An 18037-nucleotide genomic window follows, 5' to 3' on the forward strand; every position below is an offset into this window, starting at 1 on the left:
TAAATCCTAAAAACTTCTATAAATGAGTAATCAGCTCCAATTTAATTGAAGCTGACTACATTCTTTTTGTTATTCTTCTAAACGCAAGTCAAGTCCAAGACCTTTCAACTCATGCATCAATACATTGAAAGATTCTGGCAATCCTGGTTCTGGCATAGTTTCGCCCTTAACGATAGCTTCGTAAGTTTTAGCTCTACCAATTACATCATCAGACTTCACTGTTAAGATTTCTCTAAGTGTACTAGAAGCTCCATACGCTTCTAATGCCCAAACCTCCATCTCTCCAAAACGCTGACCTCCAAATTGCGCTTTACCACCTAAAGGTTGTTGCGTAATTAATGAGTATGGTCCGATAGAACGTGCGTGCATCTTATCATCAACCATGTGACCTAATTTCAACATGTAAATTACCCCCACAGTTGCTGCTTGATGGAAACGTTCTCCAGTACCACCATCATAAAGGTGTGTATGTCCAAAACGTGGTACACCAGCCTCATCTGTCAAAGCATTGATTTGATCTAACGAAGCACCATCGAAAATTGGAGTAGCAAATTTTCTACCCAAATTCATTCCAGCCCATCCTAAAACAGTTTCATAAATCTGACCGATGTTCATACGTGAAGGTACCCCAAGTGGATTCAATACGATATCAACAGGCGTTCCATCTTCCAAGAAAGGCATATCCTCATGACGAACGATACGAGCAACAATACCTTTGTTACCGTGACGACCCGCCATTTTATCCCCAACTTTCAATTTACGTTTTTTAGCGATATACACTTTTGCTAATTTCAAGATTCCAGATGGCAATTCATCACCAACAGTAATCGTGAATTTCTCTCTACGTAATGCTCCTTGTAAATCGTTCAATTTAATTTTATAGTTATGAATTAAATCATTAACCATTTTATTAGTTACATCATCTGCAACCCATTGACCTTTACTTAAGTGAGCAAAATCTTCAACAGCATAAAGCATTTTTTGAGTGTATTTTTTACCTTTTGGTAATACTTCTTCACCCAAATCATTCATTACACCTTGAGACGTTTTTCCATTAACGATCAAGAAAAGTTTTTCAATCAATCTGTCTTTTAATTCAACAAATTTAACTTCAAACTCCATTTCTAAAGCGCCTAAAGCATCTTTATCTTGTGTACGTTTACGTTTATCTTTTACCGCTCTTGCAAATAATTTTTTATCTAAAACAACACCGTGTAATGAAGGAGACGCTTTTAATGAAGCATCTTTTACATCACCAGCTTTGTCACCAAAGATAGCACGAAGTAATTTTTCTTCTGGAGTTGGATCTGATTCTCCTTTTGGAGTAATCTTACCAATCAAAATATCACCAGGTTTTACCTCGGCACCAATTCTGATCATACCATTTTCGTCCAAATCTTTAGTCGCTTCCTCAGAAACGTTAGGAATATCATTAGTCAATTCCTCGTTACCTAATTTAGTATCTCTAACTTCTAATGAATAATCATCAATATGAATAGAAGTAAAAATATCATCACGAACTACTTTTTCAGAAATTACAATCGCATCCTCAAAGTTATATCCTTTCCATGGCATAAACGCCACTTTAAGGTTACGACCTAAGGCTAATTCACCATTTTGAGTAGCATATCCTTCAGATAAAACTTGACCAAGAGTAACTCTGTCCCCTTTTCTTACGATAGGTTTCAAGTTGATACTTGTTCCTTGGTTGGTTTTTCTAAATTTAATTAAATTATATGTTTTTTCATCAGCCTCAAAACTCACCATTCTTTCTTCTTCAGAACGGTCATATTTGATAGTTATGATGTTTGCATCTACATATTCTACAACTCCATCTCCTTCAGCATTAATCAAAACACGAGAATCTGAAGCTACTTGACGCTCTAAACCAGTTCCTACAATAGGAGCTTCTGGGCGAATCAAAGGTACTGCTTGACGCATCATGTTAGATCCCATCAACGCACGGTTCGCATCATCATGCTCCAAGAAAGGAATTAACGAAGCTGAAATCGATGCAATCTGATTAGGAGCAACGTCAGCATAATCAACTTGAGTAGGCTCAATAACTGGGAAATCACCTTCTTGTCTTGCAATAACGTTATCAGCAGTGATTTTTCCAGTAGCATCCATTTCAATGTTTGCTTGAGAAATCATCATACCTTCTTCTTCTTCTGCACTAAGATAAACAGGAGTTGATTCTAAATCAACTACACCATTCGTTACCTTACGGTAAGGCGTTTCAATGAATCCCATTCCGTTTACTTTCGCATAAACACCAAGAGAAGAAATCAAACCAATGTTTGGTCCCTCAGGAGTTTCAATAGGGCATAAACGACCATAGTGCGTATAGTGAACGTCACGAACCTCAAAACCAGCTCTCTCTCTTGAAAGACCACCTGGTCCTAGAGCAGAAAGTCTACGCTTGTGCGTGATCTCGGCCAATGGATTCGTTTGATCCATAAACTGAGATAACTGATTCGTTCCAAAGAAAGAATTGATTACCGACGATAATGTTTTTGCATTGATCAAATCGATAGGTGTAAACACCTCGTTATCTCTAACGTTCATACGCTCTCTAATGGTTCTAGCCATACGAGCTAAACCAACACCGAATTGTTGTGACAATTGTTCACCAACTGTTCTAACACGACGGTTTGATAAGTGATCAATATCATCAATCTCAGCTTTTGAGTTGATCAATTCGATCAAATATTTAACGATAGTAATGATATCCTCTTTGGTAAGCACTTGCTTTTCCATTGGGGTATCAAGACCTAATTTTTTATTAATTCTATAACGACCTACTTCACCTAAATTGTAACGTTGGTCAGAGAAAAACAATTTATCAATAATACCACGAGCCGTTTCTTCATCAGGCGGTTCAGCGTTACGTAATTGTCTATAGATATGCTCAACAGCTTCTTTTTCAGAGTTGGTTGGATCCTTTTGTAAAGTATTATGAATAATAGAATAATCTACTAAATTGTTATCTTCTTTGTGTAACAAAATAGACTTCACATTAGAATCGATAATTTCCTCAACATTATCTTTATCGATAATAGTATCTCTATCTAAAATAATTTCGTTACGTTCAATAGATACTACTTCACCAGTATCCTCATCTACGAAATCTTCGTGCCATGTATTCAATACACGAGCCGCTAATTTTCTTCCGATGTATTTTTTAAGACCTGTTTTAGAAACTTTAATTTCCTCAGCAAGGTCAAAAATTTCAAGGATATCCTTGTCTCTTTCAAAACCAATCGCACGGAATAAAGTAGTAACAGGTAATTTTTTCTTTCTATCGATATAAGCATACATTACGCTATTGATATCAGTAGAAAACTCTATCCATGAACCTTTAAAAGGAATTACTCTGGCAGAATATAATTTAGTTCCATTAGCATGGAAGGACTGTCCAAAGAAAACACCAGGAGAACGGTGTAATTGAGAAACTACAACACGTTCAGCACCATTAATTACAAATGTACCACTTGGCGTCATGTAAGGTATTGTACCAAGATAAACATCTTGAACGATAGTTTCAAAATCTTCGTGTTCAGGATCTGTACAATATAGTTTTAATCTTGCTTTTAAAGGCACACTATAAGTAAGTCCTCTTTCAATACACTCTTGAATGGTATAACGTGGTGGATCTACGAAATAATCTAGGAACTCCAATACAAAGTTATTTCTTGTGTCTGTAATTGGAAAGTTTTCCATGAAGGTATTGTATAAACCTTCGTTGCCTCTTTCGTCAGATTTAGTTTCTAATTGAAAAAAATCTTTAAACGACTTTACCTGAACATCTAGAAAATCTGGATAGTCAGGAATATTTTTTGTGGAGGCAAAATTCAATCTTTCAGTCTGATTTGTTAACATCTATGGACAAAATTTTGATTAAAAAAAAGTAATTTTTTTGTGTAAAACACTGTTTAAACTATACTTTCTTTTTGAATCAATACCTCTTTAAAAATAAAATAAGAGTATACTCTTTTTAAATTTTCTTTCTTCGTATTGATTTAAAAAACACTCTTGTATTTTAAACTATTTGATAATAAAACGGATATTTTTATTATACGAAAAAGGGTTTAGGTCATTGGAACTTAATCCAAGACCTAAACCTAGTTCTCAAAACTGAGTTTAACTATTTAAGCTCAACTACAGCTCCAGCCTCTTCTAAAGATTTTTTAAGACCTTCAGCCTCTTCTTTAGAAACACCTTCTTTAACGTTGCTTGGAGCACTATCAACTACATCTTTAGCTTCTTTCAAACCTAAACCTGTAAGTTCTTTTACCAATTTAACTACAGCTAATTTAGAAGCTCCAGCTTCTTTCAATACAACTGTAAATTCTGTTTGAGCTTCTTCAGCAGCAGCTTCTCCACCACCTGAAACTACTACAGCTGCAGCAGCTGGTTCGATTCCGTACTCATCTTTTAATATTGTTGCTAATTCGTTAACTTCTTTTACAGTTAAGTTAACCAATTGTTCTGCGAATTGTTTCAAATCTGCCATTTTTTCTATCGTTTTAAAATGATTTGTAAAAATATAATTTATTTATTGTGCGCTAAATAAGCAACAAGGATAACCCTTGTTTTGAGTATTATGCCCCAGTCTCTTCGCTGTTAGCGAATTGATTTTGTAAAGCAGAAATAACTCTTTGAGCTGGTGATTGTAATAATCCAATGATTTCACCAATAAGCTCTTCTTTAGATTTAATTGTAGCTAAAGCATCTAATTGATCATCACCAATATAAATTTCAGAGTTAATATAAGCTCCTTTTAATACAGGTTTTGCTGATTTTTTTCTGAAATCTTTGATAATTTTACCAGGTGCATTTGCAACATCTGAAATAAAGATAGCACTGTTACCAGTCAAAACTGATGGTAAATCACCATAATCATTATCAGAAGCTTCCATTGCTTTTGCAAGCAAAGTATTTTTTACAACCTCTAATTTAATACCTGCTTTAAAACAAGCTCTTCTCAAGTTTGAAGTAGTTTCTGCATTTAATCCAGAAATATCAGATACATATACAATGTTTGTACCAGCTAACTGTGCAGTTAATTCTTCAATCGCGATTGATTTTTCTTCTCTAGTCATACTAAAAATTATTAACTACCAATTATACTGCTTTTGGATCCAATGCAATAGCAGGACTCATAGTGCTTGTAAGGTGAATACCTTTAATATAGGTACCTTTAGCAGCAGTTGGCTTAAGTTTGATTAATGTTTGAATAATTTCGTGCGCATTGTCATAAATTTGCTCAGCTCCAAAAGAAACTTTACCAATTCCTGCATGAACAATACCAGTTTTATCAACTTTAAAGTCGATCTTACCAGCTTTTACCTCAGCAACAGCTTTTGCAACATCCATAGTTACAGTACCTGTTTTAGGGTTTGGCATTAAACCTCTAGGTCCTAAAATACGCCCTAATGGACCTAATTTACCCATAACAGCAGGCATAGTGATGATAACATCAACATCTGTCCAACCATCTTTAATTTTTTGTAAATAGTCATCAAGACCTACGTAATCAGCTCCAGCTGCAGTAGCTTCTGCTTCTTTATCTGGAGTAACTAATGCTAATACTTTTACATCTTTACCAGTTCCATGAGGTAATGTTACAACACCTCTCACCATTTGATTCGCTTTTCTTGGATCAACACCCAAACGAACTGCGATATCAACAGACTCATCAAATTTTGCAGAAGCAATTTCTTTAATCAATGCAGCAGCATCTTTCAAAGAGTACAATTTGTTCTTTTCAATTTTTGAAGCAGCCTCTTTTTGCTTTTTTGTCAATTTTGCCATGTTTTTCTCTTAATTAAAAAGGAGAATCTCCTGATACAGTTATACCCATAGATCTAGCTGTTCCAGCAACCATACTCATAGCAGACTCCATAGTGAATGCATTTAAGTCAGGCATTTTGTCCTCAGCAATAGCTCTAATTTGTTCCCAAGTAACACTAGCTACTTTTTTACGATTAGGCTCTCCTGAACCAGATTTTAGCTTTGCAGCTTCCAATAACTGAACAGCTGCTGGAGGAGTTTTTACAACAAAATCAAATGATTTGTCTTTATACACAGTAATTTGTACTGGGCATATTTTGCCAGGTTTATCTTGAGTTCTAGCATTAAATTGCTTACAGAACTCCATGATATTAACCCCAGCAGCTCCTAAAGCAGGTCCAACCGGTGGCGACGGATTCGCAGCACCTCCCTTAACTTGTAGTTTAACTACCTTACTAATTTCTTTAGCCATTTTTTAAAAAATTTAACACGGCAATCATTGGAAGCGATTGCAGTGGTTATTATAGTGTAACAAAAATTATACTTTTTCTACTTGCATAAAACTCAATTCCAAAGGTGTTTTTCTTCCGAAAATTTTCACCATAACTTCAAGTTTACGCTTTTCTTCATTGATTTTCTCAACGGTACCATTGAAACCATTGAAAGGACCATCAATAACCTTAATCGTTTCACCAACACTAAAAGGAATTGCACGAGTATCTGTATTTACAGTTAACTCATCAACTTTTCCTAGCATTCGATTCACCTCTGAAATCCTTAAAGGAACCGGCTCACCGCCTTTAATTTCTCCTAAAAACCCAATAACACTTGTGATAGACTTAATAATATGAGGTACTTCACCAACCAAGTTTGCTTCTATCATTACATACCCAGGAAAATAAACTTTATCTTTTGCAATTTTCTTTCCTTCCTTTACAGTCACTACTTTTTCAGTAGGAACCAATACTTGAGATACATAATCCTCCATCCCTAATCTAGCGATTTCAGTCTCGATATAGGCTTTTACTTTATTTTCTTGCCCGCTTACCGCACGAACGACATACCACTTTTTTAAATTATTTTCAGTCATCCCAAGAAATTTATGCTTTCAACCAGTTAAAAAATCCTTCTAATGCTTTTGCAAACATTTCATCTACTCCCCATGTCGCCAAAGCGAATAGCACTGAAAAAACAGCAACAACAATTGTTAGACGTTGAACCTCAGCCCAAGCTGGCCAAGTAACATTTGATTTCAATTCTTCAAATGCCTCTGAAATGTAATTAACAACTTTTGCCATATTTATACTGTGTGTTTATTTTGCACGGGCGGAGGGATTCGAACCCCCATCAACGGTTTTGGAGACCGCTATTCTACCCTTGAACTACGCCCGTAGTTAAGCCAGTACCAATAAAGTTACTGGCTCATTATATCAATTATAGCTTAAAACTATAGGATTTCAGTCACCTGACCTGCTCCAACAGTTCTACCACCTTCACGGATAGCAAAACGTAAACCTACGTTTAATGCAATTTCGCTTAATAATTTAACTTCAATAGTTAAGTTATCTCCAGGCATAACCATCTCTACACCAGCTGGTAAAGAAATAATACCAGTTACGTCAGTTGTACGTACGTAGAATTGTGGACGGTAGTTATTGTGGAATGGAGTGTGACGTCCACCTTCTTCTTTTTTCAAGATATACACCTCAGCTTTGAAGTGATCGTGAGGCTTAACAGAACCTGGTTTACAGATTACCATTCCTCTTTTGATATCTTCTTTTTGAATACCTCTTAACAAGATACCAACGTTATCTCCTGCTTCACCTCTATCAAGGATTTTACGGAACATCTCAACTCCAGTAATAGTAGAAGTTAATTTCTCAGCTCCCATACCAATGATTTCAACTGGATCTCCAGTATTAGCAACACCAGTTTCGATACGACCTGTAGCTACAGTTCCACGACCAGTAATTGAGAATACGTCTTCAACAGGCATCAAGAAAGGTTTTGCAACATCTCTTTCTGGCTCTTCGATCCAAGCATCAACAGCTTCCATTAATTCAAGAATTTTAGGAACCCAAGCAGCATCATTATTCAATCCACCTAAAGCAGAACCTTGAATAACTGGACCGTTATCTCCATCATACTCGTAGAAAGATAATAAGTCTCTGATTTCCATCTCAACTAATTCTAACAACTCAGCATCATCAACCATATCCACTTTATTCATGAATACAACGATTCTTGGAATACCAACCTGACGTCCTAAAAGGATGTGCTCACGAGTTTGTGGCATTGGTCCATCAGTAGCAGCAACAACAAGAATAGCACCGTCCATTTGAGCAGCACCAGTAACCATGTTCTTAACGTAATCCGCGTGACCTGGACAGTCAACGTGAGCGTAGTGACGGTTAGCCGTTTCGTACTCTACGTGAGAAGTGTTAATTGTAATACCTCTTTCTTTCTCTTCTGGAGCATTATCAATTTGATCAAATGATTTTGCTTGACAGTAACCTGCGTCAGACAATACTTTCGTAATTGCAGCAGTTAATGTAGTTTTTCCGTGATCCACGTGCCCAATTGTACCAATGTTCAAATGGGGCTTGTTACGGTTAAAATTTTCCTTTGCCATTTTACTTAATTTTTAATCTTAGTTATATATTTATTTCAATTTCCTACTTACTTGAGCCAACTACGGGAATTGAACCCGTGACCTCTTCCTTACCAAGGAAGCACTCTACCTCTGAGCTAAGTCGGCAGAATCCTTAATTAAGAAGTTTAAAGCTTAAAAAACTCTACATCAATAATCATTATTCTATAATTTGTGGGGAGAGCAGGATTCGAACCTGCGAAGTTCACACAGCAGATTTACAGTCTGCCCTCGTTGGCCGCTTGAGTATCTCCCCTTAACCCATTACTTTAAAGAACCTATTTTTTTTAAGAAAAACTTGAGCCGGCGGAGGGACTCGAACCCACGACCTGCTGATTACAAATCAGCTGCTCTAGCCGACTGAGCTACGCTGGCAAATATTAAAAAAAGCCCGCTATTTCTAACGGACTGCAAATGTATAGATTTTATCTCTTAATCAAAACATTTTTTAAAAAAAATTTGAATTAAATATGAGATCTTATTTTTTCTTTCCTTTTTACCAGCAAACGCTCGACTGATTCTGCTGCCAAATCAACCGCTTCTTCAAAACTCTTACACTGTTTTTTAACTACAAAATCGTCTCCTGGGACATTAATCTTAAGCTCTACAATTTTATTCTCCTTTTCACTAGTCTTTTCTACCTTCATAAATACATCAGAAAAAACCACTTTATCATAGTACTTTTCCAACTTATCCATTCTCACTTGAACAAAGTCTACTAGCTTTTTGTCTACAGTAAAGTTAACTGCATGAACATTTACCTTCATAATCATTACATTTTGGGTTAAACTTGAGTTTTTAAACTATTTCCTATTTCTTGGATGCGCCTCTTTATACACTCTTTTAAGCTCTGCCAAACTACTATTGGTATAAACCTGAGTAGACGCTAAACTAGAATGGCCCAATAATTCTTTAATTGAATTTAAATCAGCCCCATTATTCAACATGTGTGTAGCAAAGGAATGCCTTAACACATGAGGACTCTTTTTTACCTTTTCAGATACTTTACTAAAGTACAAATTAATTGTTCTATAGACAAAAGATTGACTTAATTTTAACCCTTTGGTCGACAGAAAAAAATAATCCTCATCCAACACCACTTCCAAACTCTCCCTCTCAACAAGATACAAACGAATCAAATCAATCACAGCATCTAACAAAGGAACCAATCGCTCTTTATCTCTTTTCCCAAAAACCTTAACCAACCCCTCCTCACAATCAACATTAGCCAACCGCAATTCAATCAATTCAGACCTTCGCATTCCCGTAACGTAAAACATCTCCACCATCAACCTATTTCTGATCGCTTCAAAACCCATCAACCCTAAACCATCATCCACCTTCATTTCTTTTTCTGAAAAAGGAATCTGAACATTCCTAACCACTTTCAATGCCCTATGTTTCACCAAAGGACTTATCTGAAGCTGTTTTGACTTTATCAAGAACTTATAAAAAGCTTTTAAAGAAGCTATTTTTCTATTCACCGTAACATTAGCCACACCTGAGTCCACCAAATAAACTACCCAACTTCTTATATGACCATAAGCCACATCTTCCAATCGAACATCTACCGCAGTTTGCTCCAAAAATCCTTCAAAAGCATCCACATCTTCTACATATGCTTTTTGCGTATGCACCGAATACTTTTTCTCCAAAGCTAAATACTCTCGAAATGCTATTTTATTTAAAACCATAGTAAACAAAAAAAAACCGTTAGCATCAAAGTTATTAACTTTAATCACTAACGGTTATAATTTTTATAAAAAAGTATTAGATATTCTCTAATCCGTCTTTCATGTTTTGAATGTAAGCTGCTTTTTGAAACTTCATTCTATTGATAACTGATGGCTTTATAAAAGCAGTACGCGCTCTTAATTGACGAACAGTTCCAGTTTTGTCAAATTTTCTTTTATAGCGCTTTAATGCTCTATCGATATTTTCTCCGTCTTTAATTGGTATAATTAACATAATTTTATCACCCCCTTTCGTTAAGTGCGCAAAAGTAAGTATTAATTATTAATTATGAATCATAAATCATGATTTTTTTTTACCCTAAGCACAAACAAAGTCCCTTCACTCTAAAAACTAAAATCCAACTGTTATCCTTCTAACTTGATTATGGAGAAATATTATTTCACTGCAGGTTCATAATTTTGATTATCAATAATCATTTTTCCTAAAATCTCTTTTAAGATTTCTGACGTCCCTCCTCCAATAGGCCCTAGACGACTATCCCTAAACAAGCGTGCCAATGGATACTCTTCCATATAGCCGTAACCTCCTAGCATTTGCAAACAACTATAAATAGTTTCATCGGCCACTTTTGTAGATTTCAATTTTGCCATTGTTGCTTCCTTTACCACATACTCGCCTTTATCAAGACGCGCTACAGCAGCATAATTGAAAACTTTACAATGCTCAACCTCAGTTGCATGTTCTACAAGAGTATGTCGTAAAGCCTGAAACTTACTGATTTTCATCCCAAAAGCTTCGCGATGAGACATATAATCTATAGTGTAATCAATAGCATATTCAGCTCTAGCATGTGCATTGATTGCCATAATCAAACGCTCTAAGGCAAAATGCTGCATGATATAAGAAAAACCTTTTCCTTCCACACCCATTAAGTTAGCCACAGGCACTTCCACATTATCAAATGCAATTTCAGCAGTATCTGATGCTCGCCAACCCAATTTATCAAGTTTAGTAGCCGAGACTCCTTTTGAAGCCGTATCCATCAAAAATATACTAATGCCTTTATTACCAAGATTAGGATCCGTCTTTGCAGCTACTATATAATAATCCGCATAGACACCATTAGTAATAAACGTTTTTGAACCATTAATTATATAAGTATCACCATTTTTTACTGCAGTAGTTTTCATACCAGCAACATCGCTGCCACCAAAAGGCTCAGAAATGCACAATGCACCTATCTTTTCTCCAGCAATACTTGGCACCAAATAGTCTTTTTTAATTCTTTCATCACCTTCAGCATTTAAATGCGTCATCGCAAGGTAAGCATGAGCCCAAATAGCAGCTGCAAAACCTGAAGATTTAATTTTTTGCAACTCTTCTAACAAAATAACGGTGTAAAACAAATCCAAGTTTAATCCTCCATATGCCTCGGGATAAGAAATTCCAAAAAAACCCATCTCTCCAAATTTTTTCCAAATAAAACGATCAATAGTTCCTGTTTTTTCCCATTTCTCAATATGTGGAACCACTTCTTTTTGCAAAAAGTCTCTCAAACTCGTTCTAAATAAATCATGTTCTTCTGAAAAATATACTGAATTCATAAAATGTGCTTTTTATTTATTTTTTTTTTAGAACTTCAAATATAATGCAATTATTTTAGCTTTATCTACAGGAAAACCTTTGATTTTTGACAAATCCTCAATATTAACAAAATCACCATTCATACTTCTAGAAATTAATATTTGTTTAACCAGCGAATATTTGAAGTAATAAAATTGTGACAGTTCCTTTTGAGAAGCATTATTTATATCGATCAAACTCAAAGACGGAAGCCTCGTTATAGAAAAACTAGTTTCAATTTCACTTATCACCTCAGGCTTCAAGCCCCAAACTTCATTTAATTGTTCCATCGAGACAAATCCTCCTAAAGTATTTCTATGCGTAATGATTCGATTCGCCATCACATCACCTACACCATAAACTTTGATCAATTCCTCAAGAGTGGCCAGATTGATGTCTTTTTTTAGCTTACGAGATGCAACACTTGTATATTTTTTATAACCATTCGCTTTCTTGGGATGGGTAATCCAATCAGGAAACTTAAAAAAAGGAGCTATAGCATGCAACAACGAATCAGAAACACCAGTTACTTGTTGAAATTCTTCGGCTGAATTTACATATTTATCTTTTTGGCGAAAAGCGTGAAGTTTATCTATTTCTTGAACAGACATTCCTAATTTGTAGCCTTTAAAATCGGATATAAAATTTGGATTAAAAGCATACATTTTTGAGGTTTTAGTGGAGAATTCATTGAAAGTAGAAATAGTATCTTGCAAAGAAAGCCACTTGTTTTTAGTTAAATCACTTGACTTATCTGGAGTAAAATCGACAAACCAATACATAAATTGTAACAAAACTATAACAATAACCAAAGCAAAAATTCCTTTTCTTTGCCCGCTTGAAAATGAAAAAAAGGAGAAATTGTTTTTAAACATGATTGAAAGCACTAATGAATTAATGTTAAAAATAGAAAAAAGGGAATTGATTTCAAACAAAACACTTTCTTTACCATCCATTTAACCAAAAGTTTATCAGAAAAGATTCTGATAATCTAAAATAAAGCAAGGTAAAATGAGATATTTTTTTTATTTTTTATAAAAAACAATACATTTGAAACTTAATAACTAAAACAAAAAGTAACCATGTCAATTTGGAGAGTTAAACCAATATCTGCCTTTGAAGCAGATATGAAAAAAAGTGATTTAAAAAGAGTTCTTGGAAAATGGAGCCTTACTGCCATTGGAGTTGGAGCCATTATTGGTGGAGGGATCTTTGTACTAACCGGTACAGGAGCATATTATCATGCTGGGCCTGCATTAGCAATTTCGTTCATAATAGCAGGAATTGCTTGTGTATTTGCCGCCTTATGTTACTCAGAATTTGCTTCCATTTTACCTGTTGAAGGCTCTGCTTATGCTTATGCCTACGGTACTGTAGGTGAAATTTTCGCCTGGATTATCGGTTGGGGATTGATTCTTGAATATGCCATGGGTTCCATGACGGTCGCTGTTTCGTGGTCGGGATATTTCAATAAAATGCTCAAAATGTTTCACATTGAACTTCCTGATTATCTAACAACAGATCCTGCAAGCTATACAGGAGAAGGTTTTTCAATGAATCTACCGGCTTTTTTAATTGTTTTACTAGTAATTTCAATTTTAATAAAAGGAACAAAAAGCGCGGCCAAAGCCAACAATATGATTGTTTTACTTAAAGTTGCAGCTGTATTATTTGTAATCATTGCTGGAGTTTTCTTCATCAATACAGACAACTGGTCTCCATTCATACCTGAGGCTACACAAATCATTGATAAAGAATCTACTCATAATGCATATGGATTAAAAGGAATTGTGTCAGGAGCTGCAGCAATCTTTTTTGCTTACATTGGTTTTGATGCTGTATCTACTCAATCTGGCGAAGCTATAAACCCTAAAAAAGATGTTCCTTTTGCAATTATTGCCTCTTTATCAATTTGTACCGTTCTATACATTTTAGTTTCTTTGGTATTAACAGGTATGATGAACTATCAAGATTTCAACCCACTAGGAAAATATCCAGATGCCATCAAAGCTCCAGTAGCTTACGCTTTTGACATCGCTGGACAAGGATGGGCAGGCTTTATTATTACTTTAGCAGCCACTGTAGGTTTGGTATCTGTATTGATGGTTATGATCATGGGACAATCTAGAATTTTCTTAGGTATGTCAAAAGATGGATTAATCCCTCAAGTGTTTTCAAAAGTAAACCCAATTTCTGGAACACCAAGAACCAACTTAATGATTTTAGGAGCAATAATCGCTATTGTAGCTGCTTTTACCCCAATTAACGAATTAGCCGACATGACCAGTTTTGGTACTTTGTTTGCCTTTACAATGGTTTGTATTGCGGTTTGGATTCTAAGAGTAAAACAACCTAATTTAACGAGAACCTTCAGAGTTCCTGCGCTACCAGTTATTGCGATTTGTGGTATTTTAATCAACACATATTTGATGTATAATTTGAGTGTAAAAGCCCAAATGTTTTCTGGTGCTTGGCTAATCATAGGAATTATTGTTTACTTTGGCTATAGCAAAACAAGATCAAAATTAAATGATGATAATTCGATAGAATAATTCTTTAACCTATAAGACATTCAATAAAAAACTCCAACATCAAGTTGGAGTTTTTTGTTTTTATAAGTCAAATACTGAGGATCTTTTGGCGCGAATTAAGTCTTTTAAGCGGATCCAAAACGCAAAGGTAAGGTAGACCGCAAAGCCCAAACCTACGGTTACAAATGATAGGTAAATAAAAAAAATACGAACGTTACTTGCTCGCATACCTAATTTATCTGCTACTCGAGAGGAAACATGGAATCCATGTTTTTCTAAAAAATATTTTAATTTTAGAATGACTGCCATAGGTGCTTTACTTTTTTAATACTTTTGGGACAACAAAAATAATTGATTAAAATTAAACTACTCTTGTTTTGCTTTAAAATGAAAATAAAATAGCCAATTACCGCTCCTTAGCCCCGATTGCTTCGCTAATTCGCTACGCTCGAGTGTAGTGGAAATCCTTTTTTTTTACACCTGACAGGTTTCTAAAAGCTGTCAGGTGTAAAAAAAATTGTAGCGGAAAGCGGGACTTTGCTCCAAATGAAATTAAGTCTTTAACAATTGGTCACCAACAGCACACTGAAAGCATTTGTTTTTTTGACAATATTCTGTCTTGAGTTGTAATAAAGCCTGAGTTTGAAACGCATTTGAACTTGAAACTCCATAGCTTTTAAACTTGTCGACTATAGCATTTTTCTCGGGCGATAACTCACGCATGAGTGATACTAAGTCCTCGGAGATTTCTTTACCGTGTTGCTTTGCATAAGCAAATTGAATAGGAATAACGGTATTAATTAGCACTAATTCGATAAAAGAGGTACTTATTTTTTTGCTTTTTCGAGGACTTTCTTTATCGAATTGATAGTGAGTTTCCCAATACTTTGAAGGGCTGACTGCAAATTGTTGGTATAACTTAAGTAATGAAAACTCATGAATACTGGTTGAAAACAATTGAACTCTAACATGATACAATGCAGCCAATTGAGCTAAGCGAATCGTGGGGAAATTATCCGGACGATGTTTAAAAAACTGCAACGGGGCAAGCACAGGTTTGGACAAAGCGTGTTTTTGCAACAAATAATAGAAGCGAAATTGTAAATCCTTATAATAAACATCCTCTTTATCTTGTTCAAGTAAACCGCCCATGCCGAAGAGAAGCGCTTCGAGGTTTTGTAAATCAGATGTTTCTTTTCGAACTACACTGAAAGGAATTGATTGTGCGATTTTACAAAATGAGTCGCCATTAGTATTGAGGCCAAAATTTTTAGCTAGACTTATAAAAAAAACTGCTTCCCAATCGTTGTTGGTTTGTGACAAACTATCAAAAATGAATTGCGATTTACGCTCTAAACGCTCAAAAAAAAGTCGTTCTTGCCAATTGGACCATACAAAAGGATCGATGGCACCAATTGTATTTTGACAGTAAATCCATGACTTAGGAGAAAGCAAAGAATGGTATTTAAGTATTAAATCAGGAACTAGATAGCTTTGGAGCTCTACCACAGGAATTTCAGTATTATCGGGGCCATACACAGCGGTATCGTATTCCCAAACAACATGAAGAATAACATTATTATAGGCATCATCTCGTTCGTGATGGTGTACATACCAATCAGAAGATTTAACGTGAACTTCTATATTACCTGCCCATTTTTGACCGTCAATAGTGACTTGAGCATTAAAAAAATCAGGACCCGCTAATTCATGAAAAACACCAGGATGTAGTATAGTAACAGTATTGTTTTGGACTGTTTTTAACTGCAGGGTATTGATTTTTTGATATTTCCAGATATAGTGTAAAAAATCTTCTTTCATAATCTCCAAATAGTCAACAAATTAACCCCGAAGATAATTAAAAAATAAGAAAGAAAATTATTTCAATAAATATAATTGAGCACAAGCTCTGGCATCAGAAAGGGCTTCGTGATGACGCAAAGGAATATTCATGATTCTACAACAATCGCTCAATTTGGCAGGTTTCAATCCTTTGGCTTTGTAGATTTTTACAGTACATTCCCAACGAGAAGCAATGTTTAAGTCTTCATAATGCAAACCTGAAAAGGCCATAGCCTTGATTAAAACATTACGATCAAAACTTTCGTTATGTGCTACAACAATTTGATTTTGAATTCGTTTTTGAATTTCAGGATAGACTTCTGCAAAAGTTTTGGCATCAGCAGTATCCTTAGGATAAATGCCATGCACTTGAATCGTATAGGGATTGTAACTGTTGTTCGGCGGCTGTATGAGCGATACAAATTCGTCTACAATTTCGCCATTTTCAACCACTACAATCCCTACTGAACAAGGATGATATCCTGAAGCAGTTTCAAAATCGATAGCAACGAAGGATATCATACTATGCTTATTTTATAGATCCAATGATATCATATTTGGTAATAATATGATGTTTCCCATTTCCTAAATCGATCAAAACGGCCGCATTTTCTCTGGTAAATAATTTTGACACCTCTTCAATCGGTGTTCCCATGGCTACTATAGGATAAGGCGCACCCATAATTTCACGCAAAGGACGTTCGGCAGAATTCTTGTCATTGATATAACTTTGAAACAACAACGACTCATCCACTGAACCAACAAATCCGTTGACATCTACTACTGGAATTTGTGAAATTTTATATTTACGCATACGTTCAATAGCATGCGAAACTAATTCTTCTGTTCTAGCAATGATAAGTGATTTATCCAAATGATCTTTAATCACATCTTCTGCTTTGGTAATTTCTTCTTCTAAAAACCCGCGTTCACGCATCCAATCGTCGTTAAACATTTTTCCCACATAACGACTTCCTGAATCATGAAACAAAACCACCACAACGTCTTCTGGCTTAAAATGATCCTTTAATTGCAACAATCCTTTCACAGCAGCACCAGCTGAATTGCCCACAAAAATCCCTTCTTCAAGCGCAATTTTACGAGTATACACCGCAGCATCTTTGTCGGTTACTTTAGTGAAACCGTCGATTAATGAAAAATCAACGTTCTTTGGTAAAATATCTTCCCCAATACCTTCAGTGATATAGGAATAGATTTCGTTCTCATCAAAAATTCCAGTTTCATGATATTTTTTAAACACCGAGCCATAGGTGTCAATGCCCCAAATTTTGATGTTTGGATTCTTTTCTTTTAAGTATTTTGCGACACCAGAAATAGTACCACCAGTTCCTACTCCTACAACAAAATGGGTAATTTTGCCTTGTGTTTGCTCCCAAATTTCCGGACCAGTTTGCTCATAATGTGCTATTGCATTCGATGGATTGTCATACTGATTCACATACCATGAGTTAGGCGTTTCCGTAGCCAATCGTTTAGAAACTGAATAATAAGAGCGTGGATCGGTAGGTTCAACATCTGTAGGACAAACGACAACCTTGGCCCCAACCGCTCGTAGTATATCCATCTTTTCTTTGGATTGCTTGTCCGATATTACACAGATCAGTTTATAGCCTTTCACAATCGCTGCCAAAGCTAATCCCATACCAGTATTTCCAGACGTTCCTTCGATAATGGTGCCTCCAGGCTGCAAACGACCATCTGCCTCAGCATCTTGAATCATTTTTACCGCCATACGATCTTTTACCGAATTTCCAGGGTTGAAAGTTTCTACTTTTGCTAAAACTAACGCATCAATACTAGCCACTACTTTGTTTAATTTTACTAAAGGAGTATTACCTATCGTTCCTAATATGTTTTCGGAATAATTCATTATAAAAAA

18 protein-coding genes and 4 tRNA genes are annotated in these 18037 nt (G+C 35.5%); 1 reads left to right on the forward strand and 21 read right to left on the reverse strand.

What is annotated here, in order from left to right:
* Positions 1–69 precede the first annotated feature (69 nt).
* From rpoB to BXU11_RS10880, 17 genes are all read right to left on the reverse strand, one after another.
* A complete protein-coding gene (rpoB, locus tag BXU11_RS10800) occupies positions 70–3882 on the reverse strand; it encodes a DNA-directed RNA polymerase subunit beta (RefSeq protein ID WP_078212552.1) in 3813 nt (1270 codons plus the stop codon).
* Positions 3883–4147: 265 nt separating this feature from the next.
* Entirely contained in the window at positions 4148–4516 is a 369-nt protein-coding gene (gene rplL, locus BXU11_RS10805; protein WP_024982063.1) for a 50S ribosomal protein L7/L12, read from the reverse strand.
* Positions 4517–4604: 88 nt separating this feature from the next.
* Entirely contained in the window at positions 4605–5105 is a 501-nt protein-coding gene (rplJ, locus tag BXU11_RS10810) for a 50S ribosomal protein L10 (protein WP_024982062.1), read from the reverse strand.
* Positions 5106–5127: 22 nt separating this feature from the next.
* Positions 5128–5817: a 50S ribosomal protein L1 gene (gene rplA, locus BXU11_RS10815; RefSeq protein WP_024982061.1), complete on the reverse strand. Its 690-nt coding sequence runs from the start codon at positions 5815–5817 to the stop codon at positions 5128–5130.
* Between the two features lie 13 nt (positions 5818–5830).
* A complete protein-coding gene (rplK, locus tag BXU11_RS10820) occupies positions 5831–6268 on the reverse strand; it encodes a 50S ribosomal protein L11 (RefSeq protein WP_024982060.1) in 438 nt (145 codons plus the stop codon).
* A gap of 66 nt (positions 6269–6334) precedes the next feature.
* Positions 6335–6886, reverse strand: a complete 552-nt coding sequence (nusG, locus tag BXU11_RS10825; protein ID WP_024982059.1) for a transcription termination/antitermination protein NusG — start codon at positions 6884–6886, stop codon at positions 6335–6337.
* 10 nt (positions 6887–6896) lie between these two features.
* Positions 6897–7094, reverse strand: a complete 198-nt coding sequence (gene secE / locus BXU11_RS10830) for a preprotein translocase subunit SecE (protein ID WP_024982058.1) — start codon at positions 7092–7094, stop codon at positions 6897–6899.
* A gap of 23 nt (positions 7095–7117) precedes the next feature.
* Positions 7118–7188: transfer RNA gene (locus BXU11_RS10835), tRNA-Trp, on the reverse strand.
* 55 nt (positions 7189–7243) lie between these two features.
* Complete coding sequence (gene tuf / locus BXU11_RS10840) at positions 7244–8428, reverse strand: elongation factor Tu (RefSeq protein WP_024982057.1); 1185 nt, start codon at positions 8426–8428, stop codon at positions 7244–7246.
* 54 nt (positions 8429–8482) lie between these two features.
* A tRNA-Thr gene (locus tag BXU11_RS10845) sits at positions 8483–8554 on the reverse strand.
* A gap of 67 nt (positions 8555–8621) precedes the next feature.
* Positions 8622–8702 (reverse strand) — tRNA-Tyr (locus BXU11_RS10850).
* 45 nt (positions 8703–8747) lie between these two features.
* Positions 8748–8821 (reverse strand) — tRNA-Thr (locus BXU11_RS10855).
* 89 nt (positions 8822–8910) lie between these two features.
* A complete protein-coding gene (hpf, locus tag BXU11_RS10860; RefSeq protein WP_024982056.1) occupies positions 8911–9213 on the reverse strand; it encodes a ribosome hibernation-promoting factor, HPF/YfiA family in 303 nt (100 codons plus the stop codon).
* 36 nt (positions 9214–9249) lie between these two features.
* On the reverse strand, positions 9250–10188 hold the full coding sequence (locus BXU11_RS10865; protein WP_369803206.1) for a tyrosine-type recombinase/integrase: 939 nt from the start codon (positions 10186–10188) through the stop codon (positions 9250–9252).
* 28 nt (positions 10189–10216) lie between these two features.
* Positions 10217–10414, reverse strand: coding sequence for a 30S ribosomal protein S21 (gene rpsU / locus BXU11_RS10870; RefSeq protein WP_024982054.1), 198 nt, complete (start codon positions 10412–10414; stop codon positions 10217–10219).
* Between the two features lie 161 nt (positions 10415–10575).
* Complete coding sequence (locus tag BXU11_RS10875; protein ID WP_078212553.1) at positions 10576–11745, reverse strand: acyl-CoA dehydrogenase family protein; 1170 nt, start codon at positions 11743–11745, stop codon at positions 10576–10578.
* 27 nt (positions 11746–11772) lie between these two features.
* The gene (locus tag BXU11_RS10880) at positions 11773–12720 is read right to left on the reverse strand and encodes a helix-hairpin-helix domain-containing protein (RefSeq protein WP_223253724.1); all 948 of its coding nucleotides are present in this window, start codon (positions 12718–12720) and stop codon (positions 11773–11775) included.
* A gap of 126 nt (positions 12721–12846) precedes the next feature.
* Between BXU11_RS10880 and BXU11_RS10885 the strand changes: the two genes are divergently transcribed.
* The gene (locus tag BXU11_RS10885) at positions 12847–14316 is read left to right on the forward strand and encodes an APC family permease (RefSeq protein WP_024982051.1); all 1470 of its coding nucleotides are present in this window, start codon (positions 12847–12849) and stop codon (positions 14314–14316) included.
* A gap of 60 nt (positions 14317–14376) precedes the next feature.
* Here BXU11_RS10885 and BXU11_RS10890 read toward each other — a convergent pair whose 3' ends face one another.
* From BXU11_RS10890 to BXU11_RS10905, 4 genes are all read right to left on the reverse strand, one after another.
* The gene (locus BXU11_RS10890; protein ID WP_024982050.1) at positions 14377–14604 is read right to left on the reverse strand and encodes a hypothetical protein; all 228 of its coding nucleotides are present in this window, start codon (positions 14602–14604) and stop codon (positions 14377–14379) included.
* A 243-nt stretch (positions 14605–14847) separates the two neighbouring features.
* Complete coding sequence (locus BXU11_RS10895) at positions 14848–16116, reverse strand: DUF2851 family protein (RefSeq protein ID WP_078212554.1); 1269 nt, start codon at positions 16114–16116, stop codon at positions 14848–14850.
* A 57-nt stretch (positions 16117–16173) separates the two neighbouring features.
* A complete protein-coding gene (locus tag BXU11_RS10900; RefSeq protein WP_024982048.1) occupies positions 16174–16656 on the reverse strand; it encodes a 3'-5' exonuclease in 483 nt (160 codons plus the stop codon).
* Positions 16657–16666: 10 nt separating this feature from the next.
* Entirely contained in the window at positions 16667–18028 is a 1362-nt protein-coding gene (locus BXU11_RS10905; protein ID WP_078212555.1) for a pyridoxal-phosphate dependent enzyme, read from the reverse strand.
* Positions 18029–18037 lie beyond the last annotated feature (9 nt).

The organism is Flavobacterium sp. LM5 (assembly GCF_002017945.1).
GTDB lineage: Bacteria > Bacteroidota > Bacteroidia > Flavobacteriales > Flavobacteriaceae > Flavobacterium > Flavobacterium succinicans.